General features: G+C 69.9%; 13 protein-coding genes. 10 read left to right on the top strand and 3 right to left on the bottom strand.

All coding sequences use genetic code 11. The features are described from left to right. Positions 1-59 precede the first annotated feature (59 nt). The 6 genes from IE209_RS18170 (at position 60) to IE209_RS18145 (ending at position 5,985) form a co-directional block, all read left to right on the top strand. On the top strand, positions 60-2,357 hold the full coding sequence (locus IE209_RS18170) for an NADP-dependent malic enzyme (RefSeq protein ID WP_189688348.1): 2,298 nt from the start codon (positions 60-62) through the stop codon (positions 2,355-2,357). A 137-nt stretch (positions 2,358-2,494) separates the two neighbouring features. Further along, complete coding sequence (locus tag IE209_RS18165; protein WP_189688347.1) at positions 2,495-3,532, top strand: ABC transporter substrate-binding protein; 1,038 nt, start codon at positions 2,495-2,497, stop codon at positions 3,530-3,532. A gap of 2 nt (positions 3,533-3,534) precedes the next feature. Further along, positions 3,535-4,371, top strand: a complete 837-nt coding sequence (locus IE209_RS18160; protein ID WP_189688346.1) for an ABC transporter ATP-binding protein — start codon at positions 3,535-3,537, stop codon at positions 4,369-4,371. Next, positions 4,368-5,135, top strand: coding sequence for an ABC transporter permease (locus IE209_RS18155; RefSeq protein WP_189688345.1), 768 nt, complete (start codon positions 4,368-4,370; stop codon positions 5,133-5,135). The genes IE209_RS18160 and IE209_RS18155 overlap by 4 nt, the downstream gene beginning before the upstream one ends. After that, positions 5,132-5,608 (top strand): nucleoside deaminase, encoded by a 477-nt coding sequence (locus IE209_RS18150; RefSeq protein WP_189688344.1) that lies wholly within the window; start codon positions 5,132-5,134, stop codon positions 5,606-5,608. Before IE209_RS18155 ends, IE209_RS18150 begins: the two co-directional genes overlap by 4 nt. A gap of 107 nt (positions 5,609-5,715) precedes the next feature. Continuing rightward, the gene (locus IE209_RS18145) at positions 5,716-5,985 is read left to right on the top strand and encodes a hypothetical protein (protein ID WP_189688343.1); all 270 of its coding nucleotides are present in this window, start codon (positions 5,716-5,718) and stop codon (positions 5,983-5,985) included. Between the two features lie 283 nt (positions 5,986-6,268). Here the strand turns inward: IE209_RS18145 and IE209_RS18140 are convergent, their stop codons facing one another. Both IE209_RS18140 and IE209_RS18135 read right to left on the bottom strand, forming a co-directional pair. After that, a complete protein-coding gene (locus IE209_RS18140) occupies positions 6,269-6,406 on the bottom strand; it encodes a hypothetical protein (RefSeq protein ID WP_189688342.1) in 138 nt (45 codons plus the stop codon). 209 nt (positions 6,407-6,615) lie between these two features. Beyond that, positions 6,616-7,686: an NAD(P)-dependent alcohol dehydrogenase gene (locus tag IE209_RS18135; protein WP_229882929.1), complete on the bottom strand. Its 1,071-nt coding sequence runs from the start codon at positions 7,684-7,686 to the stop codon at positions 6,616-6,618. 316 nt (positions 7,687-8,002) lie between these two features. Between IE209_RS18135 and IE209_RS18130 the strand changes: the two genes are divergently transcribed. The 4 genes from IE209_RS18130 to IE209_RS18115 all read left to right on the top strand — a co-directional run bounded on the left by IE209_RS18130 (position 8,003) and on the right by IE209_RS18115 (position 12,180). After that, complete coding sequence (locus IE209_RS18130; RefSeq protein ID WP_189688341.1) at positions 8,003-9,592, top strand: OpgD/OpgG family glucan biosynthesis protein; 1,590 nt, start codon at positions 8,003-8,005, stop codon at positions 9,590-9,592. 174 nt (positions 9,593-9,766) lie between these two features. After that, the gene (locus IE209_RS18125) at positions 9,767-10,597 is read left to right on the top strand and encodes an urease accessory protein UreD (RefSeq protein ID WP_189688340.1); all 831 of its coding nucleotides are present in this window, start codon (positions 9,767-9,769) and stop codon (positions 10,595-10,597) included. A gap of 105 nt (positions 10,598-10,702) precedes the next feature. Beyond that, positions 10,703-11,077 (top strand): nuclear transport factor 2 family protein, encoded by a 375-nt coding sequence (locus IE209_RS18120; protein ID WP_189688339.1) that lies wholly within the window; start codon positions 10,703-10,705, stop codon positions 11,075-11,077. Between the two features lie 80 nt (positions 11,078-11,157). Next, the gene (locus IE209_RS18115) at positions 11,158-12,180 is read left to right on the top strand and encodes an ABC transporter substrate-binding protein (RefSeq protein WP_189688338.1); all 1,023 of its coding nucleotides are present in this window, start codon (positions 11,158-11,160) and stop codon (positions 12,178-12,180) included. Position 12,181: 1 nt separating this feature from the next. Here IE209_RS18115 and IE209_RS18110 read toward each other — a convergent pair whose 3' ends face one another. Further along, positions 12,182-13,633, bottom strand: coding sequence for a sensor histidine kinase (locus IE209_RS18110; protein ID WP_189688337.1), 1,452 nt, complete (start codon positions 13,631-13,633; stop codon positions 12,182-12,184). Positions 13,634-13,640: the final 7 nt, after the last annotated feature.

Genomic DNA, 13,640 nt, shown 5'->3' with positions numbered 1-13,640 from the left:
CAGCGGCAGGACACCGGGCCCGCCACTGCCGGGCAGCGTTACATACCGAGGAGTTCCCAGTGAGCAAAGAACTGTCCCCTGCAGAGCAGGCCCTGCGCGACGCCGCGCGCGACTACCACCGTTTCCCGAGCAAGGGCAAGATCTCGGTCACGCCCACCAAGCCGCTGCTGAACCAGCGCGACCTGTCACTGGCCTACTCGCCCGGCGTGGCCTACCCCTGCCTGGACATCGAGGCCGATCCCGCGCTGGCAGCCGAGTTCACCTCGCGCGGCAATCTGGTCGGCGTGATCACCAACGGCACGGCCGTGCTGGGCCTGGGGGACATCGGTCCGCTGGCCTCCAAGCCCGTCATGGAAGGCAAGGGCTGCCTGTTCAAGAAGTTCGCCGGCGTCGACGTGTTCGACATCGAACTGGCCGAGCGCGACCCCGACAAGATCGTCGAGATCGTCGCCGCGCTGGAGCCCACGCTGGGCGGCGTGAATCTGGAAGACATCAAGGCGCCCGAGTGCTTCTACATCGAGAAGAAGCTGCGCGAGCGCATGAACATCCCGGTGTTCCATGACGACCAGCACGGCACGGCCATCATCTCGGCCGCCGCGCTCATCAACGGGCTGGAGCTCGTGGGCAAGGACATCGGCAAGGTCAAGATCGCCGTCTCGGGCGCCGGCGCCGCGGCCATCGCCTGCCTGGACGTGATGGTCGGCCTGGGCGTCAAGCGCGAGAACGTCTACGCCGTGGACTCCAAGGGCGTGATCTACCACGGCCGCCCCGGTGGCTTCGACGCCTCCAAGGCCGTCTACGCGCAGGACACCTCGGCCCGCACGCTGGCCGACGTCGTGAAGGACGCCGACGTGTTCCTGGGCTGCTCGGCCGCCGGCGTGCTGACGCAGGACATGGTCAAGACCATGGCCGACAAGCCCATCATCCTGGCGCTGGCCAACCCCGAGCCCGAGATCCGGCCCGAGCTGGCCAAGGCCGTGCGGCCCGACGTGATCATCGCCACCGGCCGTTCGGACTACCCGAACCAGGTCAACAACGTGCTGTGCTTCCCCTACATCTTCCGTGGCGCGCTCGACTGCGGCGCCACCAAGATCACCGAGGAGATGAAGCTGGCCTGCGTGCGCGAGATCGCCGAACTGGCCAAGGCCGACATCAGCGAGGAGGTGGCCACGGCCTATGCCGGCAAGGAACTTTCCTTCGGCCCGGACTACATCATCCCCACGCCGTTCGACTCGCGCCTGATCCTGCGCATCGCCCCGGCCGTGGCCAAGGCCGCCGCTGCCTCCGGCGTGGCCACGCGGCCGATCGAGGACCTGGAAGCCTACGCCCAGCACCTGCAGCGCTTCGTCTACCACACGGGCATGTTCATGCGCCCGGTGTTCACGGCCGCCAAGCTGGCGACCAAGAAGCGCGTGGCCTATGCCGAGGGCGAGGACGACCGCGTGCTGCGCGCGGCCCAGCTGGCCGTGGACGAAGGCCTGGCCCAACCCATCCTGATCGGCCGGCCCGACATCATCGCGGCACGCGTCAAGAAGGCCGGCCTGCACCTGCGGCCCGGCGTGGACGCCGAGGTGGTCGACCCCGAGAACGACCCGCGCTTCCGCCAGTACTGGGAGGCCTACCACGCGCTCATGGGCCGGCGCGGCATCACGCCCGAGGCGGCCAAGGCCATGGTGCGCCGCTCCAACACCACCATCGCCGCGCTCATGGTGCACCTGGGCGATGCCGATGCCATGTTGTGCGGCCTGGTCGGCCGCTTCGACAGCCACCTCAAGATCCTCGACCAGCTGCTGGGCACGCAGAAGGGCGGCCCGGGCTTCGCCACGGTCAACGCGCTGACGCTGGACAAGTACACCCTCTTCGTGGCCGACACCAGCGTGCACGACGACCCCACGGCCGAGCAGCTCGCGCACATCGCGCTGATGGCCGCCGAGGAGGTGCGCCGCTTCGGCCTGCCGCCCAAGGTGGCCTTCCTGTCGCACTCGAACTTCGGCACCTCCGAGCGCGCCTCGGCGCGCAAGATGCGCGAGGCGCGTGAGATCTTCGCCCAGCTGGCCCCCGACATCGAGTCCGAGGGCGAGATGCACGGCGACTCCGCCCTCTCCGAAGACGTGCGCCGCAGCACGCTGCCCACGAGCACCATGACGGGCGAGGCCAACCTCTTGATCTGCCCCAACCTGGACGCCGCCAACATCCTGTTCAACGTGCTCAAGATGACCGGTGCCAACGGCGTGACGGTGGGCCCCATCCTGCTGGGTGCGGCCAAGCCCGCGCACGTGCTCACGCCCTCGGCGACGGTGCGCCGCGTGGTCAACATGACGGCGCTGGCCGTAGCCGACGCGAACATCGCGAAGTAGCCGCACCACCTCCGTGCGCAACGCCCCACCATGGGACCCCATGATGGGGCGTTTCCATTGGAACGCTCGGGAATCGCACCAATGGCGTGCAGGCATCCAATTTGCTTGAATGCCCCACTTTTCACTCCGAGACACCGATGAACAAGCGCCATCTGCTCCAGACCTTCCTCGCCGCCTCTGCCCTCGCGCTCGGCCTGCCGGCCGCGCACGCGCAGACCACGCCGATCAAGTTCCAGCTCGACTGGCGTTTCGAAGGCCCGGCCGCGCTGTTCCTGCAGCCCGCCGCCAAGGGCTACTTCAAGGCGGCCGGCCTGGACGTGTCCATCGACGCGGGCAACGGCTCGGGCGGCACGGTCACGCGCGTGGCCTCGGGCGCCTACGACATGGGTTTCGCCGACCTGGCCGCGCTCATGGAGTTCCACGCCAACAACCCCGACGCGCCGAACAAGCCCGTCGCGGTCATGATGGTCTACAACGACACGCCGGCCTCGGTCATGGCGCTCAAGAAGAGCGGCATCAAGACCCCCGCCGACCTGACCGGCAAGAAGCTGGGCGCGCCCGTGTTCGACGCCGGGCGCCGCGCCTTCCCGATCTTCGCCAAGGCCAACAACGTGGGCAACGTGGCCTGGACCGCGATGGACCCGCCGCTGCGCGAGACCATGCTCATGCGTGGCGACATCGACGCCATCACCGGTTTCACCTTCACCTCGCTGCTGAACCTGGAGGCGCGCGGCGCCAAGACCGAGGACGTGGTCATCCTGCCCTACCCGCAGTACGGCGTGAAGCTGTACGGCAACGTGATCATCGCCTCGCCCAAGATGGTCAAGGACAACCCGGCCGCGGTGAAGGCCTTCCTGGTGGCCTTCGCCAAGGGCGCCAAGGAGGTCATGGCCAACCCGCCCGCGGCCATCGAGTACGTCAAGGCCCGCGATGGCATCGTCAACGTGCCGCTGGAAACGCGCCGGCTGCAGCTGGCCATCGACACCGTGATCGCCAGCCCCAACGCACGCGCCGAAGGCTTCGGCCAGGCCAACCCGGGCCGGCTGTCGCTGATGGCCTCGCAGGTGTCGGACGCCTTCGGCACCAAGACGCGCGTGAACCCCGAGGCCGTGTGGAACGCCAGCTTCCTGCCGAGCGCCGCCGAGCTCAACGTGCTGCCGCCGGCCAAGAAGTGACGATGGCAGAAGAAACCCCGTTCGTCGACTTCCGCGATGTCTGGCTCGCCTACAACGAGCAGCTGCTGCGCGAGAACCACTTCGCCGTCGAGGCCATCGACCTGAAGGTTCGCAAGGGCGAGTTCATCGCCATCGTCGGCCCCTCGGGCTGCGGCAAGTCGACCTTCATGAAGCTGACCACGGGCCTGCGAATGCCCTCCATGGGCAAGATCTTCATCGACGGCCAGCCCGTCACGGGCCCGCTCAAGATCTCGGGCATGGCCTTCCAGGCTTCCTCGCTGCTGCCCTGGCGCACCACGGTGGACAACGTGCTGCTGCCGCTGGAGATCGTCGAGCCCTACCGCTCGAGCTTCAAGGCCAAGCGCAAGGAGTACGAGGAGCGCGCACGCCGGCTGTTGCAGAAGGTGGGCCTGGCCGGCTACGAGGACAAATTCCCCTGGCAGCTGTCGGGCGGCATGCAGCAGCGCGCCAGCATCTGCCGCGCGCTGATCCACGAGCCCAAGATGCTGCTGCTCGACGAGCCCTTCGGCGCGCTCGACGCGTTCACGCGCGAGGAGCTCTGGTGCATCCTGCGCGACCTGTGGACCGAGCAGCAGTTCAACGTGATCCTGGTCACGCACGACCTGCGCGAGTCGGTATTCCTGGCCGACACGGTCTACGTGATGAGCAAGAGCCCGGGCCGCTTCGTCGTCAAGCGCGAGATCGAACTGCCGCGCCCGCGCGAGCTCGAGCTGACTTACACCAAGGAGTTCACCGACATCGTGCTCGAGCTGCGCAGCCACATCGGCGCGATCCGCAGCGGCGCGGCCAAACCCTCTGAGAACGCACTGCCGCAATGAACAAGAAAGTCGTCGAAGCCTGGTCGCCCTGGCTGCTGCTGTTCGTCGTCGTCGCGCTGTGGCAGATCCTCTGCGCGGCCTTCAACGTGTCGGAGTTCATCTTTCCGAGCCCGCTGCGGATCTGGGAGCAGTTCTGGGAGTTCAAGGCCATCATCGCCGGCCACGCCTGGCGCACCTTCTGGGTCACGATGGCGGGTTTTGGCCTGGCCATCGTGGTCGGCGTGCTGCTGGGCTTCGTGATCGGCTCCTCGCGGCTGGCCTATGCCGCGGTCTATCCGCTCATGACAGCCTTCAACGCGCTGCCCAAGGCCGCCTTCGTGCCCATCCTCGTGGTGTGGTTCGGCATCGGCATCGGGCCGGCCATCCTGACGGCCTTCCTGATCAGCTTCTTCCCCATCATGGTCAACATCGCCACCGGCCTGGCCACGCTGGAACCAGAGCTCGAGGACGTGCTGCGCGTGCTCGGCGCCAAGCGCTGGGACGTGCTGGTCAAGGTCGGCCTGCCGCGCTCGCTGCCCTACTTCTACGGCTCGCTCAAGGTGGCGATCACGCTGGCCTTCGTGGGCACCACGGTGTCGGAGATGACGGCCGCCAACGAGGGCATCGGCTACCTGCTGATCTCGGCCGGCTCGTCCATGCAGATGGGCCTGGCCTTCGCCGGCCTGCTCGTGGTCGGCGCGATGGCCATGCTGATGTACGAGTTGTTCAGCTATGTCGAGAAGCACACGACGGGCTGGGCGCACCGCGGCAGCCAGAACGCATGAGCCCGGAGCAGACGATCCGCGCGCTGCGCCGCGCCGACCAGGTCGCGCGGCGTGCCATGGCCATGGGCCGGCATCCCTTCGGCGCGCTGCTCGTCGCGCCCGACGGCGAGACCGTGCTGGCCGAGCAGGGCAACATCGACACGGTGAACCACGCCGAGTCCACGCTGGCACGGCACGCGGCGGCCAACTACCCCGGCGCCTACCTCGCGCAGTGCACGCTGGTCACCACCTTCGAGCCCTGCTCCATGTGCGCCGGCACCGTCTACTGGGCCGGCATCGGCCGCGTGGTCTACGGTGCCGAGGAGACCGCCCTGCTCGCGCTGACCGGCGACCATCCCGAGAACCCCACGCTGTCCCTGCCCTGCCGCGAGGTCTTCGCGCGCGGGCAACGCGCGGTGGCGGTGGTCGGCCCCGTGCCCGCGGTCGCGGCGGAAATGGTCGCCACGCATGCAGGCTTCTGGCAAACCCGCTGAGCCGGCGCGCATTGGCCGACCCGGCGGCAAGGCCGTTACACAAAAATTCACGGCCAGCGATCCGGCCGCCCGCACAATCGGCTGACAACGCGCTGACGGAGGAACCCATGCCGCTGGACTATCTCGCCCGGCTCGAAAGGGCCCGTTTTCCTTTGCTGGTTCGCAAGGCCAGCGATGTCGACAAGGTGCGCGTGCTCAAGGCCGCCGAGTACATCACCGCCTCGGTCCCGCTGGGGCCGCTGAACACCGCCTTCGGCGAAGAGGGCGAGGCCGTGATCTTCGGCCTCACCGAGCGTGGCGAGTCGGCCTTGCGCAATGCGGTACCGCCGCCGGAGGCCCCGCTGCAGCGCGGCCGGCGCGACAGCCTGGACGACTGAGAACGTGTGAACGAACCGCTCACACCCACGCGAGGCCCTCGATGAGCACCCGTTTCCATCATGATCGTTGCGCTCGGGGCCTCGCCCTTCGGGCCGGGGCGCGCCAGGCCGCATGCGGGCGTTGCGGTCCTTGCCCGGGCACGAGCCCGGGCGGCGGCCCGCGCCTACGCCTGCGGCCCGCCGCACCCCGTCGTGGGCGCGATCGGTTCATTCACACGTTCTGACCGTCCCGGCGCACGATGCTCCATGCCCCGCGAAACGCCTGCCAAGGTGTCGCGGTGCATCAGTCCAGGGTGACCCAGGCGGTGTAGGCCCGGATGGCAAGGACCAGCACTCCCCCGAGAAACGCGAGCCCGGTCAGAAACGACAGCACGCGGCGCAGCGCTGACCGCCCCACGCCGCGTATCAGCACGGCGCGCACGAACGCACTCCCGGTCGGCCGTACAGCGGGCAGATTCCGGCGCTGTCCGTGACCAGCGCGCCACCGCAGATCGGCAGGCTGCGGTCGATGGTGCCAGGTTTGCGGGACAACAAGGGCATGTGTGCCTCCTTCTCTCCTCGGTGGCGCTGTGACCGGCCGCCCCTGGCGCGCGCCGCGGCCACCGGACCGCAGCGACACGCCTGGCGCGTTCACGGCGTGATGGCCACCTTCAGGACACCGTCACGCTGGTGCGCGAAGACCTCGTAGGCCGACTCGATGTCATCGAGCCGGAAGCGGTGCGTCACCATGGCGGACAGGTCGATCCGGCGTGCCGCGATCACCGCCATGAGCCGGCGCATGCGTTCCTTGCCGCCAGGGCACAGCGTGGTCACGATCCGGTGGTCGCCGAGACCCGCGGCGAAGGCGTTCAGCGGAATCGTGAGGTCCGTCGAATACACGCCGAGACTGGACAGCGTTCCTCCCGGCCTGAGCACCCTGAGAGCCGCTTCGAACGTCGCCTGCGTGCCCAACGCCTCGATCGCGACATCGACGCCGCGTCCGCCGGTCAGGCGCATGATCTCCGCCACGGGGTCCTGTCGGCTGCTGTCCACGACAGCGTCCGCCCCCAGTGTCGCGGCCATGCGCAACCGCTCGGGCAGCCGGTCCACGCCGATCACCAGGCTCGCGCCGCTCAGCTTCGCGCCGGCCGTCGCGCACAGGCCGATCGGCCCTTGGGCAAACACGGCGACGCTGTCGCCGATGCGCACGCCGCCCGACTCGGCGCTGCTGAAACCCGTGGACATGATGTCGGGGCACATCAGCACCTGCTCGTCGGACAGGCCATCGGGTACCGGCGCCAGGTTGGCCATGGCATCGGGCACGAGCACATACTCCGCCTGGCAGCCGTCGATCGTGTTGCCGAACTTCCAGCCCCCCATCGCCTTGAAGCCGTGCGGCGTGCCGGCGCCGTCTTGTGCGCACTGACCGCACAGACAGGCATTGCTCCAACCGCTGGGCGTGATGGCTCCGGCGATCACGCGCTGGCCTTCGGCATAGCCTTGCACGGCCGATCCGAGCTTCTCGATCACACCCACGGGCTCGTGCCCCACGGTGAGCCCGCGGGCGACCGGGTACTCGCCTTTGAGGATGTGCACATCGGTTCCGCAGATCGTCGTCGTCGTCACGCGCAACAGCGCGTCATTGGGTCCGACATCGGGGACCGGCTTGTCTTCCAGCACGATCCGGCCGGGCTCCACGAACACAGCTGCCTTCATCAACATGCTGAACTCCTTCCGTTCTTCGTCGTCATGCGGGTCGCGGGCGCACGCTGCACCGGTCGGCTCGCCCGGCACCGGTTGCATGCCTGCCCCGCGCCTGCTCGGAAGTCTAGGCAGCACCGGCGCGCCGGACTTGCGCCAGGACAACAAACCAGATCGACGCCTGCAAGATCGAACGGCCGGGCCGTCGGACGTCGTCCTCCCGCCGCAGCGCACGGCGCACTGCGGTGTAGGCGCAGGCCGCAAGCGTCCGTCGCCCAATGGCCCATCTCGGGCAGGCCCTTCGGACAAGGCTGGCCGCTCCGGTACATTCGGCCCGATGTTGCACCGCAGAACCCTTCTGACCGCCGGCGGCACCACCGCCGCGCTGGCCGCGCTGGGGCTGTCGCCCCAGGCGATGGCACAAGCCGGCCTGAGGCTCGGCCCGGCCACGCCGTTCTCGTTCGAACAACTGGTCACGCGCGCACGCGCACTGGCCGCCAAGCCCCACGCACCACCGCCGCCGCTGCCGGCCGATGTGCTCGAGCGCATCGACTACGACGCGCACGGCAAGCTCAAGTACAAGACGGACTTCGCGCTGTTCAAGGACGGGCCCGGCCCCTTCCCGGTCACCTTCTTCCACATGGGCCGCTACTTCCAGACGCCTGTGCACATGCATGTGCTGGACAAGGCCGGCAGCGGCGCGCGCGGCCGCGAGATCCTCTACGACCCGGCCTACTTCGAGATGCCGGCCGACAGCCCGGCCAAGGCCCTGCCCCCCGGCGCGGGCTTCGCGGGATTCCGCTTCCAGGAAAGCCGGCTGGGCGACCAGGCCAAGCTGCCCTGGCAGGGCAACGACTGGGTCGCCTTTCTCGGTGCTTCTTACTTCCGCGCCATCGGCGGCCTGTACCAGTACGGCCTGTCGGCGCGGGGCGTGGCGCTGGACGTGGCCGTGAACGGCAAGAACGAGGAGTTCCCGGCCTTCACGCAGGTCTGGTTCGAGCCGCCCGCCGAGGGCAGCAACACGGTGGTGGTCTATGCCTTGCTCGAAGGCCCCAGCATCGCGGGTGCCTACCGCTTCCAGATGCGGCGCGACCAGGCCGTGACCATGGACATCGACTGCAAGCTGTTCCTGCGCCAGGACGTGGCGCGCCTCGGCCTGGTGCCGCTGACCTCGATGTACTGGTATTCGGACAAGCTCAAGCCCAGCGGCATCGACTGGCGCCCCGAGGTGCACGACTCCGACGGCCTGGCGCTGTGGACCGGCGCCGGCGAGCGCATCTGGCGCCCGCTCAACAACCCCGCGTCCACCGGCATCTCGGCCTTCGGCGACAGGTCGCCCAAGGGCTTCGGCCTGATGCAGCGCGACCGCAACTTCGACCACTACCTGGACGGCGTGAACTACGACAAGCGCCCCAGCCTGTGGGTGGAGCCGCTGTCGGACTTCGGCGAGGGTGCGGTCGAGCTCGTCGAGATCCCCACCGACGACGAGATCCACGACAACATCGGCGCCTTCTGGGTGCCCAAGGCCAAGGCCGCGGCCGGCAGCAGCTACGACCTGCGCTACCGCCTGCACTGGGTCGCGGACGAGCCCTTTCCCTCGCCGCTGGCGCGCTGCGTGGCCACGCGCATCGGCCGCGGCGGCGTGCCGGGCCAGCCGCGGCCACAGGGCGTGCGCAAGTTCATGGTCGAGTTCCTGGGCGGGCCGCTGGCCAACGTGCCTTTCGGCGTCAAGCCCGAGGCCGTGCTGAGCGCGCCGCGCGGCAGCTTCTCCTACGTCTTCACCGAGGCCGTGCCGAACAACGTGGCCGGCCACTGGCGCGCCCAGTTCGACTACACGCCCGAGGGCAACGGGCCGGTGGACCTGCGCCTGTTCCTCAAGATCGGCGACCAGACGCTCTCCGAGACCTGGCTGTATCAATTGTTATGAGACATCCCCCCAAGCGGCTTCGCCGCTCCCCCCTTCTGCTGCGCGAAGGGGGGCACCGCCGGCGGCCTGGCAGAGCCAGTTCCGCGGCGGTCGCTGGCATGGCCTGCTCCGCGGCCATCGGCTCCGCGCTGGCACCTGCGTTGCCGACCGTGCAAGCCGCACCGGCGGGCTGACGTGGCCTGGCATGCCAGCCTCGCGCTGGACTACCGTCTCGAAGCCGGTCGCAGCGTCGCGCGCCACCGCCATCAGGGCCCGCTGCGCGTGCTGCAAAGCCTTTATCCGGAGCACGAGGGCATCTGCCACAACGTGCTCGTGCACCCGCCGGGGGGGCTCGTGGGCGGCGACGTGCTGGACATCGGCATCGACGTGGGCGAAGGCGCGCACGGCCTGGTGACCACACCCGGCGCGGCGCGCTTTTACCGCAGCGCGGGCGAGACCGCCGCACAGCGCACGGAGCTCAAGCTGGCCCCCGGCGCCCGCTTCGAATGGCTGCCGGCCGAGACGCTGTGCTACGACGAGTGCCTGGCCGAGAACCGGCTCCGCCTGCAGCTTGCGCCGGGCGCCGAACTCATCGGCTGGGACATCACTGCGCTGGGCCTGCCCCATGCCGGCAAGCCGTTCGCGCGGGGCCAGCTGCACCAGCACCTGGAACTGCCCGGCGTCTGGCTCGAGCGCGCGCGCATGGCGGCCGACGACGCCCTGCTGCTCGACAGCCCGCTGGGCATGGCCGGCCAGCGCTGCATCGCCACGCTGTTCTTCGCCTGCGGCGACAAGCTCGCGCGCGCCCGGCGCGAGCAGGTGCTGGACGCTGCGCGCGCCGTGATCGACGGTCACGCGCTGCGCGCCACGGCCGGTGCGACCAGCCCGAACGCGCAGGTGGTCGTGGTGCGTGCGCTGGCGCCCGTGGTCGAGCCGGCCATGGGCCTCATGAAGCAGATCTGGGCCGCCTGGCGTGGCGCCTGCTGGCAGCTGCCGGCCACGCCGCCACGCATCTGGGCCATGTAGCTGCGCCGCCATGACCTGCCAGGTCATGGCCTGCGCGCGGGCCGCGCCCTACTCTTGCGCCATGGCGTTCCACGGTGGGACGCCGCAACGCAGGAGAGCCCGTCCATGAACACCGCCCTCGACTACCAGGCCATCGCCCAGCAGTACATCGCCGCCTGGAACGCCACCGGCGCCGCGCGCGCCGCGGCGATCGCGCAGGCCTTCGCGCCCGACGCGCGCTACACCGACCCGCTCATGCAGGCCCAGGGCCACGCGGCACTGGACCAGATGATCGGCGCGGCGCAGCAGCAGTTCGGCGGCCTGCGCTTTCACCTCGATGGCCAGGCCGACGGCCATGGCGAGCGCCTGCGCTTTCGCTGGACGCTGGGCCCCGATGCCGCCACCGCCGTGGCCAAGGGCACGGACTTCGCGGTGCTCGCGGGCGACGGCCGGCTGGCCGAAGTCAGCGGCTTCCTCGACCTGGTGCCGCAGGCGGGTTGAACGCTGGCTGAAAACCCGGAGCGCATGCGCGGGCGGGCCGTCCCACAATGGCCTGCACCGACACAACAACTGGAGACCGCATGCCCCTCTTCGTCCGCACCCTCCCCACCCTGGCCATCGCGGCCCTCGCCATGGGCGCCCAGGCCCAGGGCGTGGTCAACGCGCTGTGCAGCACCGACGCGCCCTGGTGCGAGGCCGCGGCCGCCGCGTTCACGCGCCAGACCGGCATCAAGGTCAACCAGGCGCACAAGGGCACGGGCGAGATCGGGGCCCAGCTGCGCGCCGAGGCCCAGAACCCCAAGACCGACATCTGGTGGGGCGGCACCGGCGACCCCTTCCTGCAGGCCGCCGAGGTCGGCCTGCTCGATGCCTACCGCCCGGCCTACATCAACGACCTGCACGAATGGTCCGTGCGCCAGTACGCCATGAGCGGCAACCAGGTCGGGGGCTTTTACACCAGCACCATCGGCTTCGGCTACAACACCGAGCTGCTCAAGAAGAAGGGCCTGCCCGAGCCCAAGTGCTGGGCCGACCTGATCAAGCCCGAATACAAGGGCGAGATCGAGATCTCGCATCCGGCCTCCAGCGGCACGGCCTACACCGTCATCGCCGGCCTGGTGCAGCAGATGGGCGAGGACGCCGCCTTCGACTACCTCAAGAAGCTGCACCGCAACGTGACCCAGTACACGCGCAGCGGCCAGGCCCAGGCGCCCAACGTGGCCAAGGGCGAAGTCGCCATCGGCGTGACCTTTGCCTTCAACTTCGAGAAGTGGAAGCACGACAAGTACCCCGTGAAGACGGCCGCGCCCTGCGAGGGCACGAGCTACGAGATCGGCGGCATCGCGCTCGTGAAGGGCGCGCGCAACAAGGCCAACGCGCAGAAGTACTACGACTGGCTCATGGGCCCGGCCGGCCAGGCCATCGGCGCCACGGTGGGCAGCTACCAGACGCCGGCCAACCGCACCTTCAAGCCCGACCCGCGCATCCCCGCCATCGATAGCGTCAAGCTCATCAAGTACGACTTCGAGAAGTACGGCAAGTCGGCCGAGCGCAAGCGGCTGATCGACCGCTGGACCCGGGAGGTGGAGGCGCTGCCGAAGTAATTCAGATGTGCGTGGGGAACGGCAGGGCGACGCCCACGCCGGATTGCTGGCCGTCGAACGCGTGCAGGAACACGCGGCCGTGCAGGCGCCGCGCGATCTGCGCCACGATGGCAAGGCCCAGGCCGCAGTGGCCGATGCCCGCGCGCCCGGCCTGCAGCCGCACGAAGGGCTGCTGCGCCTCCTCGAAGCGCTCGGCGCCGATGCCGGGGCCGCTGTCCAGCACCAGCAGCTGGCACTCGCGCGCCACGCTGCGGATGCACAGCACGATGGGCGCAAGGCCGTGCGCGGCGGCGTTGTCGATGAGGTTGCTCAGCACGCGGTGCAGCGCGATGTCGGGCACCAGCAGCTCGCCGGCCGCCGGGTCCTCGATCTCGACCTGCACCTTGCCCTCGCCGTGGCTGCGCGCGATGCGCCGGGCCAGCGCGCCCAGCGGCTCGGGCGAGCCGGGCGCCACGTCGGCCTCGCCCTGGGCATAGGCCAGGAACTGGTCGACGATGTGGGCCAGGGCCTGGAAGTCGTGCTCCATGCTTTCCAGCTGGTCGTCCGGGCACATGCATTCCATGCGCAGGCGCAGCCGTGCCAGCGGCGTGCGCAGGTCGTGCGAGAGGCCGGCCAGCAGCTGCTGGCGCGTGGCGTCGGCCGCGGTGACGGCACCCACCAGCCCGTTGAAGGCTTCCACCAGCGGCCGCAGTTCGGCCGCCACCGGGCTGGCCTGGGTGATGGGGCGCAGCTCGCGCTGGCGTGCCGCGACCTCGTCGGCCAGCTGGGCCATGGGCCGCGTGATCCAGCGCACGCCGGCCACCGTGGCCGCCGCGGCCGCCACGCCCACGCCCACCAGCAGCAGCAGCGCCAGCAGCAGCGGCGCCATCGGCGGACGGCCGCCGCCCGGCATGTCGATCACCCACTCCTCCATGTCCACCGAGAAGCGCACGCGCAGCAGCGGCGGGCCGGGCGGTGCGGGGTGCAGCCAGCTCAGCGTGATCGGGAAGTCCAGCTTGCTGCGCAGCTGCTCGGCCCAGTCCAGCCGCTGCGCCGGCGCGGGGCCCTCGTGCATGGGCCAGGGCCGCGCGTCCGGCGGCGGCCCGCGGTCCGGCCACAGGCCCGGGCGCGGCGGCCCGAACTGCGGCGGCCCGAAGCGCGGCGGCTGGGCCAGCAGCGGAAAGGGGTCGAAGGGCGGCGGCGCCTGCGTGTAGGGCGGCGCGGCCGTGGCCCGGTGCACCGGAAAGCCGCCGAAGCGCAAGGCCCTGGCCAGCGCGTCGCGCTGGGCCGCGGGCGCCTGCTGCAGTGCCGTGCGCACCACGTGGATGCTGCGCGCCAGCGTGCCGGCCAGCTGCCAGGCCATGGGCTGGGTGGAGCGCAGGAACAGGTAGGCGTTCAGGCACAGCATGACCACCATCACTGCCACCACCAGGATGGTCAGGCGGCGGACGATGGAGAACGGGCGACGGGACATGTCAGTT

The sequence above is a fragment of the Pseudorhodoferax aquiterrae genome (genome assembly GCF_014652235.1).
Classification (GTDB): Bacteria; Pseudomonadota; Gammaproteobacteria; order Burkholderiales; family Burkholderiaceae_C; genus Pseudorhodoferax; species Pseudorhodoferax aquiterrae.
The sequence above is the reverse complement of the archived record's forward strand: the minus strand, read 5'-3'. Positions and strand labels throughout refer to the sequence as shown.

What these genes read in the sequence shown, in the direction of transcription:
- IE209_RS18165 (WP_189688347.1), top strand. Translation starts at nt 2,495, where the DNA reads ATGAACAAGCGCCATCTGCTCCAGACCTTCCTCGCCGCCTCTGCCCTC.
- IE209_RS18160 (WP_189688346.1), top strand. Translation starts at nt 3,535, where the DNA reads ATGGCAGAAGAAACCCCGTTCGTCGACTTCCGCGATGTCTGGCTCGCC.
- IE209_RS18155 (WP_189688345.1), top strand. Translation starts at nt 4,368, where the DNA reads ATGAACAAGAAAGTCGTCGAAGCCTGGTCGCCCTGGCTGCTGCTGTTC.
- IE209_RS18150 (WP_189688344.1), top strand. Translation starts at nt 5,132, where the DNA reads ATGAGCCCGGAGCAGACGATCCGCGCGCTGCGCCGCGCCGACCAGGTC.
- IE209_RS18145 (WP_189688343.1), top strand. Translation starts at nt 5,716, where the DNA reads ATGCCGCTGGACTATCTCGCCCGGCTCGAAAGGGCCCGTTTTCCTTTG.
- IE209_RS18135 (WP_229882929.1), bottom strand. Translation starts at nt 7,686, where the DNA reads ATGTTGATGAAGGCAGCTGTGTTCGTGGAGCCCGGCCGGATCGTGCTG.
- IE209_RS18130 (WP_189688341.1), top strand. Translation starts at nt 8,003, where the DNA reads ATGTTGCACCGCAGAACCCTTCTGACCGCCGGCGGCACCACCGCCGCG.
- IE209_RS18120 (WP_189688339.1), top strand. Translation starts at nt 10,703, where the DNA reads ATGAACACCGCCCTCGACTACCAGGCCATCGCCCAGCAGTACATCGCC.
- IE209_RS18115 (WP_189688338.1), top strand. Translation starts at nt 11,158, where the DNA reads ATGCCCCTCTTCGTCCGCACCCTCCCCACCCTGGCCATCGCGGCCCTC.
- IE209_RS18110 (WP_189688337.1), bottom strand. Translation starts at nt 13,633, where the DNA reads ATGTCCCGTCGCCCGTTCTCCATCGTCCGCCGCCTGACCATCCTGGTG.